Origin of the sequence: Pelomicrobium sp. G1 (assembly GCF_051905455.1) — a bacterium.
In the GTDB taxonomy this organism is placed as follows: Bacteria; Pseudomonadota; Gammaproteobacteria; order Burkholderiales; family UBA6910; genus Pelomicrobium.
In genome coordinates this window covers 1-285 of the sequence record NZ_JBQACR010000301.1, presented here as the reverse complement: position 1 = coordinate 285, position 285 = coordinate 1, and the positions used below count along the sequence as shown (strand labels likewise).

Genomic DNA, 285 nt, shown 5'->3' with positions numbered 1-285 from the left:
AGGAGGCGCTCGCCCTGGTGCGCCACGAGCGCACCTTCCGGGAGGTGGTCGTCGAGCACCACAAGGACCCGGCGGCGGTGGTGCGCGCAAATCCCCGAGAACTGCTGCAGGTGTTCTTCAACATCCTGGCCAACGCCGTGCAGGCCATGGAGGGGCGCGGGCGCATCCTCATCACCACCCGGCGGCCAGGGGGCGGGCAGGTGGAGATCATGATCCAGGACGACGGGCCCGGCATCCGTCCCGAGCACCTTCCGAAGCTGTTCGACCCCTTCTTCAGCACCAAGG

The 285-nt window shown here is 68.4% G+C and carries 1 protein-coding gene; it reads left to right on the top strand.

Translation table 11 applies throughout. The features are described 5' to 3' along the window. Positions 1-285, top strand: a 285-nt coding sequence (locus ACTFO6_RS18600; protein WP_439935854.1) for a sensor histidine kinase, incomplete at both ends; no start/stop codon positions are given.